We start from the raw sequence: 14,768 nt of genomic DNA on the forward strand, positions 1-14,768 counted from the left end.
GTTCACTTCTTCAACGCGTCATGGGCCTCCAGCGCGCGCAGGGAGTAGATATAGGCCGCGCCCGCGTTCAGGGACACCGCGGTGGCCAGGGTGGCGGCGATTTCTTCGCGGGTGGCGCCGGCCTTGATGGCGGCGTCGGTGTGTACGCCGATGCAACCGTCACAGCGCGTGGTGATGGCGACGGCGATGGAGATCAGCTCACGGGTCTTGGCATCGAGCACGTCGTTTTCAGCCGCGGCTTCGTCCAGGGCCATGTAGGCCTTGACCATCTTCGGATTGCTTTTGCCCAGGGCGCCAAAGGCGCTCTTGATGGTAGGCAGCAGCTCGGACCAGTTATTGAACATTGCATTGACTCCTGTGAGAGGGGGCGGGGTGTTGAACCCTTGTAGTCTTGACCATCAATGACGATTGAGCTTGTTGGTAATGAAAAATTACACCCGCCAGAATCAGTGCGAGCTCCTCGCCGGTAATAGTTTCAGGGTCGCGCGGGTATTGGCCACCACTTCTTCCTCGGCCAGGTGCGCCTGGTGATAGACCCCTTCGATGTACGCCTCGGCCTGATCCTCGTAATGCTTGTCGAAGGGCACGCCGCTCTGGCCGACCGGATTGATGGTGACGCTATGGGCCGGATCGGCGAAGTCGATGATCCGCCGGGTAGAAGGACCATAGGTCACCGGCCAAGGGGCCGGACCGATTTTGGCCGATTGGTTGTTGGGCACTTCATGGGTGCCGGGGGCCGCAAACGGACCGACATTGAAGATCCGGTCCAGCGGCTTTTGCAGACCCAGCGGATGACCATGGATCAGGGTATGAGCCTTGCCCCACTGCCATTGCGTGGCATCGTCACCCAGGGTGGTCCGCAGGTGGGCCAGGCTTTTCTTCCAGGCAATGTTCACCGTGTCGGCACGGGTTTCCACGCCCAGCGTCGTGCGGTCATCCCACCACGGTGAATCCTTTGAAGCCGCCAGGCGTGGCAGGGCTGCGTCGATCACCCGGGTCGACAGGGCGGTTTCGAAGAAGCCGTCACCCAGTTCATCGTGCAGGGCGGCGTCGGCCAGGTTGAACAGGAACTGGTTGAACAGCGTGGCGCTGATGGAATCCAGCGGGTAATCGCCTTGCCATTGGGCCAGTTGCTCCACCCATTTGCGCTCCTGCGGATCGCTGACCACCTCGCGCAACACCGGCAACAAAGGCGCGAGCAGGCGCGGGCCGTAGGCGGTGGTGGTGCCCAGTTGCAGTTTCTGGGTGGTTTCGATGTCCCACTTCGCCTGCTTGTCGCTGAGCTGGTGGTTGAGTTGCTGGCCACGGTCGGCGAGGTTGTAATAACCGGGGATCTCGATGCCGCTGGCCGGCACCGGCTGGAAATTGGCCGAAACGATGTAGCCCCGCGCCGGGTTCTCTTCCTGCGGGTTGCTGCTGAACGGATAGAAACCTTCCTTTTCCGCCTCCGGGCTGCTGCCATCGAGAATGAAGCCGGGCTTCACGCCGACTGGCCGCTTGGGCAGTTGCGCGGCGGCCCACCAGCCGATGTCCCCCTTGGCGTTGGCCCACACCACGTTCAGCCCCGGCGCGTGGATCTTGGCCGAAGCGCCGCGAGCCTTGGTGAGGGTGTCGGCGCGGTTGAGCTGGTAAAAGGCATCGAGGATCGGGTTGCGGCTTTCCAGGAACCCCCACCACATCGCGACCGGGGTCTTGCCGGCGTTCGCGCCGAGGGCATCGTTGACGATCGGGCCATGGGGCGACTGGCGCAGCACCAGCGTCACCGGCGCCTGGCCCTTGACCGCGATCTGCTGCTCGCTGCGGGTCATGTCCACCCATTTGTCGCGATACCAGACCTGCTCGGGATTGTCCGGGTTGACCTTCTCGGCGATCAGGTCCAGGTCGTCGTTCTGGAACATGGTGATGCTCCAGCCAAAATCCCGGTTCATACCCAGCGTCGCGAAGGGCAGCAGTGCCTGGTATTGCCCGTAGAGTTCGAACCCCGGGGCCGACAAGTGCGCCTCGTACCACACCGAAGGCGTGGAAAAACGGATGTGCGGGTCACCCGCCAGCAACGGCTTGCCGCTGTGGGTGCGGCTGCCGGAGACCGCCCAGGCATTGCTGCCCTCGAACTGCGGCAGGCCGTTATCAGCCAGGGCCTGCTCGCTCAGGCGGGCCAGGGCGTCGAGGTCTTTCCAGTCGGCGGCAGCCAGCGGCAGGCTGCCCTTGCGACCTTCGGCCAGCACGCCCTGAGGCTGCCAGTCGAGGTCGAAAATGTTCAGGTAGTTGGCACCCAGCACATCGCGCACGTAGGTCAGCAGGGGTTCGGTGCGAAAGGCGGCGGCGAAGCTGTAGGCCATGTAGCCGGTAATGCTCACGGTGTCTTCGGCGGTGAAGGGGCGCTTGGGAATGCCCAGCACGTCGAATTCCACGGGACGGGTGTGGCTGTCCTGGTAGGCGTTGATCCCATCCAGATAGGCTTGCATGGCGAGCCAGGCGGGGGATTGTGGGTCCTGCTCGGTCACGTAGGCCGCGGCACGCTCGCGAATGCGCAGGCTGCGCATCAGCTTGTCGGTGTCGAGCAGTTTCGGCCCCAGCACCTCGGCCAGCTCACCACGGGCGAGGCGGCGCATGATCTCCATCTGAAACAGCCGATCCTGGGCATGGACATAACCGAGGGCGCGGTACAGGTCGGTTTCGTTCTCGGCGCGGATATGCGGCACACCGCGTTCGTCGTAGCGCACCGTCACCGAGCCATGCAGCCCTTGCAACTGCACCGTGCCTTGGCGGGTGGGCTGCTTGCTGTAGAGGTAGCCACCCGCGACGATGATCGCGGTGACGATCAATGACAGGAAGGCGATGAGGGTGCGTTTCATGGTGATTCCTTATTCTGGTGACAGCGGTCCCTTGGTGTCGCTGTTGATTCCCTGTGTAGCATAGGGCTGCTTCCCGGCGCATCGTCCGTCGGAGGGATTTTCTCCAAGTCGCCTCGCGGGCCAGAGTATAGGCGGTGGAAGGTTTCAGGCAGCGGCTGGGCTTTGGAGGTCGGCGCGGCGAATCGGAAGGCTATCGTTGATCGGCATGGCAATCACGTCGGTCGTCGTCGAAGCGCAAAGGGATGTGAGTCGGCGTGTGTCGCGAGGGCCGGCCACAGGAGGCTCCTGCGGCCGGCGTAGAAGGACGGTTTCAACCGATGGGCGTCAAGCCAGCGAAAGATAGCCCGGCGGGTTCATCAGCTTGGCCGGGTAGTGGGTGCAGGTTCGTTGGACGGCCCGCCCTGGGGCCGCGCTTCGCCTCGCTCTGCCAGTTGAATGTCATCGCCAGAGGCTTTTTTGGGCCGCGGTGCCAGGCTTTGGGCCCATTCGGTACCCAGGTTAAGCCCCGCGATAGCGGTTTGCGGAACGACCTGGGTAAGGCCGCGGGTCACATGGTAGGTATTTTCCAGGTCGCGCCGCCAGCCTTCCGGCTGGGTGTGGGGCAGGCCGTCTCGGTTTGGATTTGTCACGTTCTGCAGCGGTACGTTTGCTCGCTTGGTCAGGTCGTCTTTGCCGCTCAGCGCCTTGTTTTCGAGCGGTGCCGCCACACTGTTGGCGAAGAACGGAAGCAGCGTCAGGCCGGAGGAGAAGAAGGTTGTGACAATCTGCTCCATTTTTTCCCGCACTTCCGGGTTTTCACCCACCGCGGCTGCGTCGCCCACGGCTGTACGCATGGCGACCCCTTCGCCTACGCCAACGATCCGGTTGGCGAGGTCGCTGACGTTGGCCATGCTGATCGGGTTGAGCTTTCCTGTCGCTTCGGAAAACGCCTTGGGTAACAGTTCGCCCCAGTTGCGGTTTTCCTTGGTCACCCGGTAGGTGGGAATCTCCTCATCACCGTGGGTTTGCGCATATTTCGCCACTGCCTGGCCCCCCGCCATGAAGGTGCCGCCCACTGCTGAGGCCGTCGTGCGGGCGATGATGCCGCCGGCGTTTACCGAGGTGAATTGATCAATGGTATCGCGCACGGCATGGGCGGCACCGAAGGCGAGGTAGCCGGTGAAGTCACCACTCATGGTGCCAAAGTTGTTCGCGTTCTGTTTGAGCTTGAAGTCGTTGCGCTTTTGCTCCTGTGTGAGGTCGAGGGCATCGCGTCCAGCGTTCTCGACCCGACGTCCGTCCTGGGTGACGACTTGCAGGGCCTTGGGATAGACCGACATCGGATCGACTTTTTCCAGGCCGGCGCCGATGGTCTTGTCGACGACGACCTGGACGAATGGGCGGATGCCGTCGCTGATCACCTTGTGGGCGGCGCCTAGGACAGTCGAGGTCGCCGCGACATGCTTGCCGTAGGAGGCGTCCGCCATTTTTTCATCAATCGACGCTGTGATCGCGCCAAAGTGGCCCGCAGACGCCACGCCCTGCGGGATCCCCGCCCCGGCGAACACCGCCAGGCCGGTTACAAAGCCGCTTTTGGTCTTGAGGTCGGCGACATAGTCCTGGCGTGCGACGTTCTTCAGTGCGGTGTCCAGCACCTCGTTTTTCTTCGTCGCCGTCGCCAGTTCGCTTGGCGTGTTCGGCTTGTCGTCATCGGTCTTGAGCAACTCGCCAAGCTCCCCCTGGACCTCGAGCAACTGATCCAGTTGATCTTTCGCCAGATCGCGTTCGGGTTGGGAAAGGCTCTCGTTGGTCGCTGCACTCTGCGCGTGCTCGATTCGGCTTTCCATGAAGGTATTCAAGCGCGTGGGCATGTCTTGCGTCAGGGCTTGCATGACACCCTTGGCATAACCGCGGAAGGCTTCATGGCTATTTTTCAGCAGTTGGCGATCGTTCCCTTCCGGGGTTTTATCAATGACTTCCTGGCACAACGAATGATAGGCGCCAAGGGTATTACCCATGCGCTCGCAGTGTTTGTCCCAGACCGCCTTGAAACCGCCGTCCTCTTTCCGGTCGTCCTCATTCTTGGCCAGGTACTCGTTGAAGTCCTTGACGAATGCCTCGGTTTCTTCATGGCCCGACAGCATCGGGTGTGGCGTGCCGCCGAGTGCGGCGAGATGCTTCTGTACATCTTGATAACTTGTGCCTGGCGCGTAGCCCAATACCTTGCCTTCCAGGCTCATGTGCTCCCGTGCATAGCCAATGGGGTCGCTCTCAGGGTTTTTCTTGCCGAGGCTGGTGACCAGTCCTGTCAGGCGCTGTTGCCTGGTTCGGAGTGTTTGCTGGGTCTTGTCGGTCGCCTGTCCTTCGAAGTGATAAGGCACCAGGGGATTGGTGGAGGGACGAACCTGCCCGGACAGGCTGGTTCCCACCGGCGTGATGCGATCGTCCTGCTGGTGCAACGCCGCCGAGCTGGTGCTTCGTCCTACTGATAAATCTGGCATGTCGTGTTCTCCTAGATTGACAGGGCGCTGTTGAGCCCGGTGCTACGGGGGGTGGGTTTGTGCTGGGTGGTCTTGGCGGTGTCGTTTGGGCTGGCACCGTCGAAGAAGTAGCCGTCGCGCCAAATCAGCGCCATGTCGGCAGCACCGCCCATCAGCCCGAGCAGGCGCTCGGCCGTGAGGGTTTCCAGGGGGACGTGGCCGATCAGGATCACCTGTTCGCTGTCGCGGTTGTAAGACAGGGAAGGGCAGAACGCGCCGCTCAGCAGGTACAGGTTGGTTTCCAGCAGCCGTTGCAGGACCGCTTCCCGATTCGCCACCGGCAATGGCCCGAAGCTGCAGTAGATAAAGACGTCTCCCTCACCCACGCCTGGGGTGTGCTTCAGGGAAAAGTCCACATCCTTGACCGACAGGTTCGCCTGCTCGTAGAACGCTGCCGGGGTAGGAATCATTGTGAGTTCGCAGAGCTGATCGATCAGCTTGCAATAGATGGGTGACGCCATGAGTGACCTCGCATTGTCATCCAGGCGCCGACGAGCGCCTGCTGCCCATGGTGAGTGACAGCTGCGGCATTTCGGTTCCAACCGAGCCCCTGCCGCCCGATGACAGCGTGCCGGACGAGCCGCGTGGAACCGCTGCCTTGCGATCTGCCACCCAATGGCGCCACCTCACTCAAGGTTGACCGCCCATGCCTCGATCAATTGCACTTTTGCCGGCCCTTCGCTTCGTCCCCAAAGGGTTGTCCATGCTGGCCATGGGGACCTTGCTGTATGGCTGCCAGCACCTCGAACCGCAGTTGACCATTGGTGATCCGTTCGCCAACGAGCCTTACCGCTCGCAACTGCGCTGGCTTGAGCCGGCGCCTACGGACACGATCATCCAGATCGGCGAGTCATCCCCGCAAGGCGGCGGCAGCCTGTGGACGCGCATGCGCCAGGGGTTTTCCTTGCAGGCCAAGACCCAGGGTGTGGCGCGTATCGATGAGCAACGCCGCTGGCTGATGGATCGCCCGGCTTTTCTCACCCAGACCGGGCGTGCCGGCAGCCGTTACTTGCATTTCATCGTGGGTGAACTGAACAAGCGCAACATGCCGCTGGAACTGGCGCTGCTGCCAGCCATCGAGAGCGGGTTCAATCCGAACGCCCAATCACCGGCCCAGGCCCTGGGCCTCTGGCAATTCATTCCCGCCACGGGGCGCCGCTATCAATTGCAGCAGCGGGGCGACTATGACGAGCGCCGAGACATTCCGTCATCGACGCGGGCCGCCCTGGATTATCTGTCCTACCTGCACGATTACTTCGACGGCGACTGGCTGCTGGCGCTGGCTGCCTACAACGCCGGGGAAGGGCGCGTACGCGACGCCATCACGCGCAATCGCGCCCGCGGCCTGGCGACCAACTATTGGAACCTGTCGTTGCCCGGCGAGACCCAGAACTATGTGCCGCGGCTGCTGGCGCTGTCGCAACTGGTGAATGCGCCCGCCGACTATGGCGTGAGCCTGGCGCCCATCGCCGACCAGCCGTATTTCCAGATGGTCGCCTTGGCGCAGCCGGTGGATCTGGCGCACCTGGCGCAGTTGTCCGGTGTTCATGAACGAGAATTGCGCATGCTCAACCCTGCCGCGCGCGGCAGGGCCAGGGGGCGCCTGCTGATGCCCCTGGACGCATCGCGCAGGTTGCTGGCCCAACCGGACATGATCGCCAAGGCCGCGCTGCCCCGCGTGGCCGGTAGCGAAGAACAAGTGGTTGCCTCACCCGATACCGGCTCGGCCGAGCCGCAGGTGGCGGAGGTGGTAGTGCCGCCAGGGGTGTGAGCCGGTTGCTTCCAGAAGCGGAACGCGGAGCGTCCCTGGCGGCATTCCCACGCGGAGCGTGGGGAACGATCTTCCGCAGCCTGATCTTTCGCTTAAGTGAGTAGCATCGAGCCGGTCATCCAGGGTTTACAGGCAGCCCATCGCGACATTGGCCAGGCCGCGCGCGCGTGGGTCCATCAAGACGTAGGAACCAATGGTGTTGCAGGCGAAGCCGAACGCCACGCCGCGTTCAGGGTCGGCAAACCCGATGGTGCCACCGGCGCCCATGTGGCCGAACGCCTCGTTGCCCATGCCATAACTGCCGTTCGCCACGTCCGGCTGGTTGAGCATGATGCCCAGGCCGAAACGCGTTGGGGTCTGGATGGTCGGGTCGTATTCGGCGCTGTGCTCGCGCAACATTTCGTTGAGCAGCGGTGACTCCAGCAGTTGCCCGTCGAGCAGGCCTGCGTAGAACGCCGCCAGGCTGCGGGCATTGCCGTGTCCGTTGGCCGCTGGTTGGGTCATGCGTTTCCAGCCCGTCTCGTTACTGCGTCCCAGCACCATGGGCGGGTTGGCGAAGGCCAGCGCGCTCATGGCGGTCGGCTCGTTGAGCACGTCCTTCAACACCCGGCCAAACGCTTCGTCGTCGATCTCGTCTTTGGTGCGCGCCATGTAGGCACAGCGGGCGATGGTCGCGTCGTCCAGGCCGAGGTGGAAGTCCAGCCCGAGCGGCACCGCCACGCGTTGGTGAATGCTTTGCGCCGGCGTCAGGCCATCCACCCGGCGTAGCAATTCGCCGAGGATCCAGCCGAACAGCAAGGGTGAATAGGTCTGCTGTTCCCCAGCCGCGGCCCAAGGAGTTTCCTCGGCGATCAGGTCGGTCATGGTGTCCCAGTCGTAGAGGGTTTCCGGTGCCAGGGGCGTGCGCAGCGCAGGCAACCCGGCACGGTGGCAAAGCACCTGGCGCAGGGTGATCGACGCTTTGCCGGCGTTGGCGAAGGCCGGCCAGTAGTGGCAGACCGGCGCGTCCAGGTCCAGGCGTCCTTCGCCGACCAGCTGCATGATCGCCACCGCCGTGAAGGGCTTGGTGCAGGAAAACAGATTGAGCAGCGTGTCGCGCTGCCAATGGCTGTCCGGCTCCGGCCCGGCAGTGCCGGCCCACAGGTCTATAACGGTTTCGCCGTCAATCTGGATGCAAAGGGCGGCGCCGCGTTCGAAGGGGCTTTGCATCAGCCGGATAAACGCCTCTTTGACCGGTTCGAAACGAGTGTCGCATTGGCCATGGATTGCAAGTGCACGCGTCATGTCAGCTCCACGCAAGGGTTGGTGTTTTCCCTTGAGTGACCGTGGCCGTGCAAACGGTTCACCGGCAGGTAACCCACATGGATCTTTTTTGGCGCGCCCGGCCACTCAGGAGCAACGATTCATGCCCCTGGAGAGTGTTCATGGCTTACGAGCGTACCCTTGATTTGAATAGCGACGCCTTTCGTGGCGAGGCTTATCGGCATTATGCGGCGCTGCGCCAGGCGTCCCCGGTGTTCCTCAGCCAGGCCGAAGGGCAGTTGCCGATGTGGTACGTCACCGGTGCGCGGGAAGTCGAGGAGGTGCTGCTGGACAACGAGCGCTTCGCCCGTGACCCGTCGCGGATCGATGCGCAGTTCGCCGCGATGCTCGGCGGCGAACAATCCATCGCGTTTCTTAACGACCACATGCTCAACCGCGATGGCGACAGTCATCGCCGCTTGCGTCGCCTGGTCAACAAGGCCTTCACGTTGAAGGCGGTGAATGCCCTGCGGCCGCGTATCGAACAGATCGCCGAGACGTTGCTGGAACCCGTGTGGTCGAGCGGCCAAATGGACGTGGTGAGCCAATATGCATTCCCGTTATCGATCACTGTCATCGCCGAATTGCTTGGCGTCCCTGCACAAGATCGTGACGACTTCCGCCGCTGGTCCCACATGATCGTCCAGCAGGTGGGGCATGACCTGAGCGAGTTGCAGCATTGCTACAAGGAATTCGCGGGCTACATGCTCGCGTTGATCGACCAGCGTCGAGCACAGCCGGGCGATGACCTGGTTTCGGCGCTGGCGCAGGTCGAGGAAGAGGGCAGCATGCTCAGCCAGAGTGAGCTGTGCAGCATGATCGCGCTGCTGATCATCGCTGGGCACGAAACGTCGGCATCGATGATCGGCAATGCGGTGCACATGCTCGTGCAGCACCCGAAGGTGCTGGCGCAATTGCGTGACGAGCCGGCGTTAATGCCTGGCGCGGTCGAGGAGCTTCTGCGCTATGACTCTTCGGTGGAGCGGGCCATGGTCCGCTTCGTTACCCGGGACACCGAACTGGCCGGACAACGCTTGCTACGCGGGCAACTGCTGATTGCGGTGGTGGGCTCGGCCAATCGTGACGAAACGCTGTGTGCAAATCCTGACACGCTCGACATCACTCGCCCGGCCTGCCCGCACATGTCGTTCGGCAAAGGCACGCACTATTGCCTGGGCGCCTCGTTGGCCCGGCAGGAATTGGAAATCGCCTTGAACACACTTCTTCGGTGCTGCCCTGGGCTGCAATTGGCGGTCGATCCCGGCGCCGTACGCTGGCGCTACGTGCCCAACTTCAGGGGGCCGGAGGCGTTGCCGGTGTGTTGGTCGGTGGATGGATGACCGAGGTCTTGATGAAAAAGGGGCTGCTGCGCAGCCCAGCGGGAGCAAGCTCCCTCGCCACGGGTTTATCGACTGAACAGCAGGGGCTGCGGGGGCTGTGCAAAAAATGGCATCGGCTCGAATGAGCGCAGGCCCATGCCTTGGAAAGAGGCGGCTCGCCCGACGTCCAGCCGGACGAGCCGTGGACTCACGCCAGGCTGGCCTCCTCGTTTTGCGCTGGCGCTGAAAGGGAGATGGATGCCGTGTCGCCTGGCGTCAGGTGCAGTCCATAGAGCACGACGTCCGCACGGTTATCAGCGAACCGGGCAATCCCTGGGAAGCGTCCCCATTGGGTCGCGCCGAGCCCTTGTACGCCGCGTTTGCTGGCCTCGTTGTGCTCGATGATCCAGGCCACCAGCGTCTCGAAACCATACTGCCTGGCCAACACCACCGCAGCTTGGCCAAGGCGGATGCCGACGCCGCTGCCGATGTGGTCGCTGCGTACGTAGATCGACACTTCACCGGTCAATCGGCAGGCCTGGGCTCCCCAACAGAAGCGGTTGACGATCAACCAGGCGACGACTTCGCCAGCGCGTTCGAGCACGTAGATCGGATCACCCTCCTTGACGAAACAGTCGACGAAAAACGTCATTTCCTTCAGGGAAAACGCTCTGAGCACGGGGGAGCTGGTACCTCCCAGAGCGCTTTCGTTGAAGATATCTGTCATCACCGGCAAGTCGTCGGGGGTGTAGCGGCGCACGCCGCGTGGCAGGTCGGGCCGGCTGTTCAAACGATTGTGGGTCATGGCCGGGCTTCTCCATAGACGCTTCGTTTGAGTTGTTCACGCGCGCGAAACAACCTTGAACGCACGGTACCAATGGGGACGCCCAGTCGCTCGGCGGCATCGCGGTAGCTGCTCTCGGTGTCCACGGCGGTCCACAGGGTATCGCGCATGTCCTTGGGCAACTCGTCCATGGCTAACAGCGTGCGGTCCAACAGCCGACGGTTGTCGCACAGTTCACTCAGGTCAATGTCGTCACTGGACTCGCTGAACTCGCTCTCATCGAACGTGCTCAGCGGTGGCTGCGCATAGAAGCGACGGAAGTGGTTGCGGATCAGGTTGAGGGCGATGCCGCACAACCAAGTGTCCTGCTTTGCCAGCCCTTTGAACTTCTGCTGGTTGCGCCAGGCTTCCAGGTACGTGAGCTGGATGATGTCGTCGGCGTCGTCTTGATTGAGTACACGTTTTTGCACAAACAGACGCAGCTTGCGTTCCTCGCCGAAGCAGATGTCTGGCGCACCTGTGGGGGCCGGGGAGGTTTGCGGGGGGGTCATGAGATTCAGGCTGTTCATTAATAAATCCCTCTGAGTAGGTTCCATAGCGCCGATCAAAATGTCGACGTTTCCCCCGTCAGCAGGACCTGTGCCAAGCCGGATTTGTGAGTTATCTGTCTGATAATTAAGTGTTTTTTACTAGTGCTTTTGCTCTATTTGTGCAAGGGCATGCACAGCCGTCCCAAGCGCCACTGCATGAAATTGCACCGAGCGAACGCTCGGGCAGGAAACCCTTGCGAACCGGTCAGAAAGGGCCATGGCCGCTGATGGAACTGAATGCTGGATAGCCGCCACCCACTGAGCGTCCGAAACCACGCTCACGGCCATCATGAAAGTAGAAGCCCCGACAAATGCGCATATTGCCGCCAACCTTGCCCAGGCCGTTTCGGCCGTCGTGGGCATTGGCAAGCCTGTCGAATCGTTTCAGGCCGTGCAGTCCAATTCGATGGAGGAGGTCGGCATGACCTTCAGCCATCATGTGGAGCGTAATACCAAGGCGCTGAGCCAGCGGCGCATCCGCAATGCCCGCAGTGAGGTGGGCCAGGTGCGCGTCGAGACGCGGGAGCAGTTGGAAGAGTGGTACGACCAACTCGGCCACCCAGGCAAGCAAAGCCTGGGGGCGATGGCCGCCCAGGCGGGTTTGTTGTTATGTGGCGAGCCGGTGCTTGAAGAGGTGGTGCAGTCCACCGGTGGTGACCCGGCCCGTACCGACCTGATCCTGCAGCAAGCCTTGCGCGAGGCCGAAGTTCAAGGTCGTCTCGTCGAAGCCCAGCGCGCTCGCGACTACCTGCAACTATTGCGCGAGCGTTATGGCGCGCAGATCCAGGCGGGCATGAACATCGCCGAGGCCTTGCGCGCTGCGGGCGGCGATCCCGAACTGCGCCAGGCGGTACGGCGGCTCTATTACGACACCGTGGTGCTCAAGCAATCGTTGCCCACCATGATGCAGGCGTTGCTTGGCTTGTTCGGCGAGGCGGCCTTCGTGCCGGGGCTGGACATGATGCGCCGGGCACTGGCTGACGATATCGCGGCGCACACACCGTCACGTCCTACCGCCCTGTTGCGCACGTTGTTGATCGGCCTGGCCGCCTCGACGCAACTGGGCAGTGTCCTGCACAGCTGCCGCCGTTTGCTCGAGCAACTGGCCTGCAGTTGCCCGGCCAGCCAGCTCACGGCGGTGCTGTTGCTCCAACGCATGCTGGGGTTTGTCAGCAGTGGCCTGTCGGCGGCGGAAGTACGGCGTATCGGGCGTGAACTGGGTGGAGAAGAGGAGCGGGACCAACTGGTCTCCCTGAACGGCCTGTACCCTTTGCTCAAGCGTTTGCCGCTACCTCTCTGGCGGGATAGCAAAAGCCGACAGACCGCGCTGAAGAACCTGTTGGTGCTGCTCGATGAGCGTTCCCGTGGCGAGCCCCGAAGCCAGACCGCTGCCCCGGTGATTGGAGCACGCTCATGATCGCCCTGTTGAACAAAGTCGCCAACGAAGCGGTGCGACGCATCGAGGTGGTCGGGGCGTTCGTGGTGCTGGGCATCGTGTTCATGCTGATCCTGCCCTTGCCGACCTCGGTGGTCGATGCGCTGATCGCGATCAACATCTGCATCTCCTGCCTGCTGATCGTCCTCTCGCTGTACCTGCCGCGACCGTTGGCGTTTTCCTCGTTTCCGGCGGTGCTGCTGCTGACCACGCTGTTCCGGCTGGCGTTGTCGGTGGCGACCACCCGGTTGATCCTGCTCCAGGGCGACGCCGGCCATATCGTCCAGGCGTTCGGCGATTTTGTAGTGGGGGGCAACCTGGCGGTCGGGTTGGTCATCTTCCTCATCCTGACGGTGGTCAACTTCCTGGTGATCACCAAGGGCTCGGAGCGGGTCGCCGAAGTGGCGGCGCGGTTCACCCTGGACGCGCTGCCGGGCAAGCAGATGTCCATCGACAGCGACCTGCGCGCCAACCTGATCGATGTCAGCGAAGCCCGGCGGCGTCGCGAGGAATTGAACAAGGAAAGCCAGCTGTTCGGTGCGATGGACGGGGCGATGAAGTTCGTCAAGGGCGATGCCATCGCGGGTTTGGTGATCGTGGTGATCAACCTCATCGGCGGCTTTTCGGTCGGCATGATGCAGCATGACATGGGCGCATCCGAATCGATGCACTTGTACGCCGTGTTGACCATCGGTGACGGTCTGATCGCGCAGATTCCGGCCCTGCTGATTTCTCTTACTGCGGGCATGATCATCACCCGCGTATCGCCGCAAGGGGAGCCGGCAGGCAGTAGCGTCGGCAAGGAAATCGCCCAGCAGTTGACCGCCGAACCCAAGGCCTGGGTGATCGCTTCGGTGGGAATGCTCGGCTTCGCGGCCTTGCCCGGCATGCCCACGCTGGTGTTCATTGTCATCGCCTTGATCACCGGCACCGCCGGCATCGTCCAGCTCTACTCGCGCGCCCGGCTGGCCCGCCAGGGCGACCAGCCAGCGGAGGTCGTGGCCCCGGCACAGAACGGCGCCGAAGACCTGCGCAGCTTCGACCCGACCCGTGCCTATCTTCTGCAGTTTTCCAAAGCCATGGAAGGCAACGCGGCCGCCGAGGAAGCCATCCAGGCGATCCGCAAAAAGCGTAACGCGCTGGTGGCCGGCTTTGGCCTGACCCTGCCGCCCTTCGAGATCGAATACAGCGCGCTGCTGGAAGACGACGAGTTCCGCTTCTGCGTGCACGAGGTGCCGATGTTGCGGGCAACTTTCGGAGAGCGCGTGGCCGTGGCGCGCGGGCCGCTGCCGTTGGAACCGCGCGACGGGCAGGTCGGCAGCGAGGTGCGTGACGAGCAGCAGTGGCTCTGGCTGACGCCTGACGATCCGCTGCTGGCGGATGAACGCGTGGAAGCGGTGTCGGCCGCCGAGTTGCTGGTGGAGCGGATGAGCCGCGCGATGTTTGCCACGGGCCCACAATTCTTGGGGCTGCAGGAGAGCAAGTCGATTCTCAGTTGGCTCGAAGCGGGCCAGCCAGAGTTGGTGCAGGAACTGCAGCGGACCATGCCATTGGCCCGTTTCGCGGCCGTGCTCCAGCGCCTGGCCGGCGAAGGTGTCCCGCTGCGCGCGGTGCGGCTGATCGCCGAGTCCTTGATCGAGCACGGGCAGCACGAGCGCGACGTCGGTGCGCTGACCGACTACGCGCGCATCGCCCTGAAGTCGCAGATCTATCACCAGTACCGCGACGAAGATGGCCTGCACGTGTGGCTGTTGACGCCGGAAACCGAAGGCCTGTTGCGTGATGCGCTGCGCCAGACCCAGACGGAAACCTTTTTTGCCCTGGAAAGCCTGCATACCCGCGCCTTGGTCATGCAGTTGCGCGAAGGCTTCCCGTTGCGCGCCAAGCGCGTGGCCGTGCTGTTGGTGGCGCAAGACCTGCGGGCCCCGCTACGCGATTTGTTGCGCGACGAATTCAATCACGTGCCCGTGCTCGCCTTCAGCGAGTTGCACAGCAACGCCCAGGTCACCGTGCTGGGGCGCTTTGACCTCGAGCAGGAAAAACTACGGATGGAGGATGCCGCGTGACGGGCTTGTCTTGGCACGCCAGCAGCGGTGGCTCCACGTAACGATGCAAATCCAGGTGCGTTCGATGGCCTGGCTGTGACAGAGGACGGGGGCCGCCGGTGCCCCGTCGTACAACCGGATCGTGGGC

The 14,768-nt window shown here is 62.9% G+C and carries 11 protein-coding genes; 4 read left to right on the forward strand and 7 right to left on the reverse strand.

Annotated elements, in window-relative coordinates:
* Window positions 1-2 precede the first annotated feature (2 nt).
* The 4 genes from BM300_RS27280 to BM300_RS27295 form a co-directional block, all read right to left on the reverse strand.
* A complete protein-coding gene (locus BM300_RS27280) occupies window positions 3-344 on the reverse strand; it encodes a carboxymuconolactone decarboxylase family protein (protein WP_003206631.1) in 342 nt (113 codons plus the stop codon).
* Between the two features lie 102 nt (window positions 345-446).
* Window positions 447-2,855 (reverse strand): penicillin acylase family protein, encoded by a 2,409-nt coding sequence (locus tag BM300_RS27285; RefSeq protein WP_092464500.1) that lies wholly within the window; start codon window positions 2,853-2,855, stop codon window positions 447-449.
* Between the two features lie 356 nt (window positions 2,856-3,211).
* The gene (locus BM300_RS27290; RefSeq protein ID WP_092464502.1) at window positions 3,212-5,335 is read right to left on the reverse strand and encodes a type III effector; all 2,124 of its coding nucleotides are present in this window, start codon (window positions 5,333-5,335) and stop codon (window positions 3,212-3,214) included.
* Window positions 5,336-5,346: 11 nt separating this feature from the next.
* Window positions 5,347-5,835 carry a type III secretion system chaperone family protein gene (locus BM300_RS27295; RefSeq protein ID WP_063323906.1) on the reverse strand — a complete coding sequence of 163 codons (489 nt, stop codon included), beginning with the start codon at window positions 5,833-5,835 and terminating at the stop codon, window positions 5,347-5,349.
* A gap of 185 nt (window positions 5,836-6,020) precedes the next feature.
* Here BM300_RS27295 and BM300_RS27300 point away from each other — a divergent pair, with 185 nt between their 5' ends.
* Entirely contained in the window at window positions 6,021-7,145 is a 1,125-nt protein-coding gene (locus BM300_RS27300; protein ID WP_092464504.1) for a transglycosylase SLT domain-containing protein, read from the forward strand.
* A gap of 126 nt (window positions 7,146-7,271) precedes the next feature.
* On the opposite strand, the gene BM300_RS27305 is transcribed toward BM300_RS27300, so the two are convergent.
* Window positions 7,272-8,429: a serine hydrolase domain-containing protein gene (locus BM300_RS27305; protein WP_063323908.1), complete on the reverse strand. Its 1,158-nt coding sequence runs from the start codon at window positions 8,427-8,429 to the stop codon at window positions 7,272-7,274.
* Between the two features lie 140 nt (window positions 8,430-8,569).
* Between BM300_RS27305 and BM300_RS27310 the strand changes: the two genes are divergently transcribed.
* Window positions 8,570-9,787 carry a cytochrome P450 family protein gene (locus tag BM300_RS27310; protein WP_092221360.1) on the forward strand — a complete coding sequence of 406 codons (1,218 nt, stop codon included), beginning with the start codon at window positions 8,570-8,572 and terminating at the stop codon, window positions 9,785-9,787.
* Between the two features lie 187 nt (window positions 9,788-9,974).
* On the opposite strand, the gene BM300_RS27315 is transcribed toward BM300_RS27310, so the two are convergent.
* Together BM300_RS27315 and BM300_RS27320 are read right to left on the reverse strand one after the other, a co-directional pair.
* Window positions 9,975-10,571 carry a GNAT family N-acetyltransferase gene (locus BM300_RS27315; protein WP_063323910.1) on the reverse strand — a complete coding sequence of 199 codons (597 nt, stop codon included), beginning with the start codon at window positions 10,569-10,571 and terminating at the stop codon, window positions 9,975-9,977.
* Window positions 10,568-11,119 (reverse strand): RNA polymerase sigma factor, encoded by a 552-nt coding sequence (locus BM300_RS27320; RefSeq protein WP_092221362.1) that lies wholly within the window; start codon window positions 11,117-11,119, stop codon window positions 10,568-10,570. The genes BM300_RS27315 and BM300_RS27320 overlap by 4 nt, the downstream gene beginning before the upstream one ends.
* 310 nt (window positions 11,120-11,429) lie before the next feature.
* Here BM300_RS27320 and BM300_RS27325 point away from each other — a divergent pair, with 310 nt between their 5' ends.
* Together BM300_RS27325 and sctV are read left to right on the forward strand one after the other, a co-directional pair.
* A complete protein-coding gene (locus tag BM300_RS27325) occupies window positions 11,430-12,557 on the forward strand; it encodes a TyeA family type III secretion system gatekeeper subunit (RefSeq protein WP_092149081.1) in 1,128 nt (375 codons plus the stop codon).
* Window positions 12,554-14,641, forward strand: a complete 2,088-nt coding sequence (gene sctV, locus BM300_RS27330; protein WP_063323913.1) for a type III secretion system export apparatus subunit SctV — start codon at window positions 12,554-12,556, stop codon at window positions 14,639-14,641. Before BM300_RS27325 ends, sctV begins: the two co-directional genes overlap by 4 nt.
* Window positions 14,642-14,768: the final 127 nt, after the last annotated feature.

Source organism: Pseudomonas sp. NFACC46-3, assembly GCF_900114515.1.
In the GTDB taxonomy this organism is placed as follows: domain Bacteria; phylum Pseudomonadota; class Gammaproteobacteria; order Pseudomonadales; family Pseudomonadaceae; genus Aquipseudomonas; species Aquipseudomonas fluorescens_Q.

Bases quoted from the DNA above. Each gene is read 5' to 3' on its own strand.
- BM300_RS27305 (WP_063323908.1), bottom strand. From the start codon at position 8,429: ATGACGCGTGCACTTGCAATCCATGGCCAATGCGACACTCGTTTCGAA.
- BM300_RS27320 (WP_092221362.1), bottom strand. From the start codon at position 11,119: ATGAACAGCCTGAATCTCATGACCCCCCCGCAAACCTCCCCGGCCCCC.
- BM300_RS27315 (WP_063323910.1), bottom strand. From the start codon at position 10,571: ATGACCCACAATCGTTTGAACAGCCGGCCCGACCTGCCACGCGGCGTG.
- BM300_RS27285 (WP_092464500.1), bottom strand. From the start codon at position 2,855: ATGAAACGCACCCTCATCGCCTTCCTGTCATTGATCGTCACCGCGATC.
- sctV (WP_063323913.1), top strand. From the start codon at position 12,554: ATGATCGCCCTGTTGAACAAAGTCGCCAACGAAGCGGTGCGACGCATC.
- BM300_RS27300 (WP_092464504.1), top strand. From the start codon at position 6,021: ATGCCTCGATCAATTGCACTTTTGCCGGCCCTTCGCTTCGTCCCCAAA.
- BM300_RS27280 (WP_003206631.1), bottom strand. From the start codon at position 344: ATGTTCAATAACTGGTCCGAGCTGCTGCCTACCATCAAGAGCGCCTTT.
- BM300_RS27310 (WP_092221360.1), top strand. From the start codon at position 8,570: ATGGCTTACGAGCGTACCCTTGATTTGAATAGCGACGCCTTTCGTGGC.
- BM300_RS27295 (WP_063323906.1), bottom strand. From the start codon at position 5,835: ATGGCGTCACCCATCTATTGCAAGCTGATCGATCAGCTCTGCGAACTC.
- BM300_RS27325 (WP_092149081.1), top strand. From the start codon at position 11,430: ATGAAAGTAGAAGCCCCGACAAATGCGCATATTGCCGCCAACCTTGCC.
- BM300_RS27290 (WP_092464502.1), bottom strand. From the start codon at position 5,335: ATGCCAGATTTATCAGTAGGACGAAGCACCAGCTCGGCGGCGTTGCAC.